Origin of the sequence: Candidatus Aquicultor secundus (assembly GCF_002791875.1) — a bacterium.
In the GTDB taxonomy this organism is placed as follows: domain Bacteria; phylum Actinomycetota; class Aquicultoria; order Aquicultorales; family Aquicultoraceae; genus Aquicultor_A; species Aquicultor_A secundus.
Genome location: NZ_PFNG01000071.1, coordinates 380 through 1,652 on the forward strand (window position 1 = coordinate 380; position 1,273 = coordinate 1,652).

At 47.7% G+C, this 1,273-nt stretch carries 2 protein-coding genes; both read left to right on the forward strand.

The window, feature by feature from the left end; genetic code table 11:
- Positions 1–724 (forward strand): HD-GYP domain-containing protein (locus COY37_RS02825; protein WP_286975990.1); only part of this gene is annotated, 724 nt, incomplete at its 5' end.
- Between the two features lie 130 nt (positions 725–854).
- Complete coding sequence (locus COY37_RS02830) at positions 855–1,145, forward strand: DUF1540 domain-containing protein (RefSeq protein ID WP_286975991.1); 291 nt, start codon at positions 855–857, stop codon at positions 1,143–1,145.
- The last annotated feature ends 128 nt before the right edge of the window (positions 1,146–1,273 follow it).

The window sequence follows — 1,273 nt, forward strand, 5'->3', positions numbered from 1 at the left end:
TTGGGGCAAGTTGCAGGGTAAGAACAATGTCCTCACATACGACCCCCAAGTGGTTGAAGCCCTCAGCGCGGAAGAACGCACAAAAAGAGTTGAAGAAGCCGCTTTATTAGATTTGGTTAAAACGCTTGTAACGGCTGTCGATGCCAAAGATGAATACACCGGGCTTCATTCTAACGGCGTAAGTGATATGGCGGGCAAGCTTGCGAGACAAATAGGCTTAGATGAAGAAGCTATAAATCGCGTTGAAGTCGCCGGCATGTTGCATGATGTGGGTAAAATCGGCATGCCTGACAGCATATTAAACAAACCCAGCAGGCTTACTGATGACGAGATGGCTATCATTAAAACTCATCCCGAGCTTAGCGCTCAGATCATCAATTCTACGAGCCTCAAAGACGTTGTCCCAGCCGTAAGGTCGCACCATGAGCGGTGGGATGGAAACGGATATCCCAATGGGCTTAAGGGTAAGCAGATACCTCTTGAGGCCAGGATACTTGCGATTGCGGATACTTATGATGCTATGATCACCGATAGGCCTTACCGAAAAGGGTTACCGGTTGATGATGCTATAACCGAGATCAAAAGAAGCGCGGGGACACAGCTCGACCCTGAGCTAGTCGGTCATTTCTTAGCGCTGTTCAGCTACAGAAATACAAAGAAACGATCTGCGGCCGCCCGTGAAAAACGACCTGAAGCCAACTGTAAGGTTGTCGCCAATTCTTAATTAACCGGAACCGATTAAAATCAATACCCTGAATACCCCTTATCGATTATCATTTCATGCTGCTTACATTCCTTCGTTTTGGGTATACACGTGGCATCAATAGCAATTCTTGTTGAAGGAGGTACGTTTCATGCAGCAAATGAACGAAGGCCACGTTCTTACGTGTACGGTTACGGAATGCGGCTTTAACAACAACGAGGCCTGCCATGCCCCAAACATCAATGTCGGCGGCATCCACCCCACGTGCGATACGTTTACCACTCAAAATGTCCAAGAATCTCCAATGGAGATGCCTGATGTTGCAGTTTGCAACGTGGTGGACTGCAAGTTTAATCAGAGCAACGATTGCGCGGCGCCGGGGATTACAGTCGCCCACCATAGCGGGCATGCCGATTGTTTAACATATCGAGAAAGCGCATAGACGCGACTCGATACTGCAGGCATAAAAGGGGTGGTGAACATCCACCTCTTTTTCGGTTTTCAACGACGCGTTTTCATTCTACAATTAGGTTACTATGTTGGAATTAACGGTTTTTGGGATACTTGCGA

Coding starts and splice junctions, on each gene's coding strand:
- COY37_RS02830 (WP_286975991.1), top strand. CDS start 855: ATGCAGCAAATGAACGAAGGCCACGTTCTTACGTGTACGGTTACGGAA.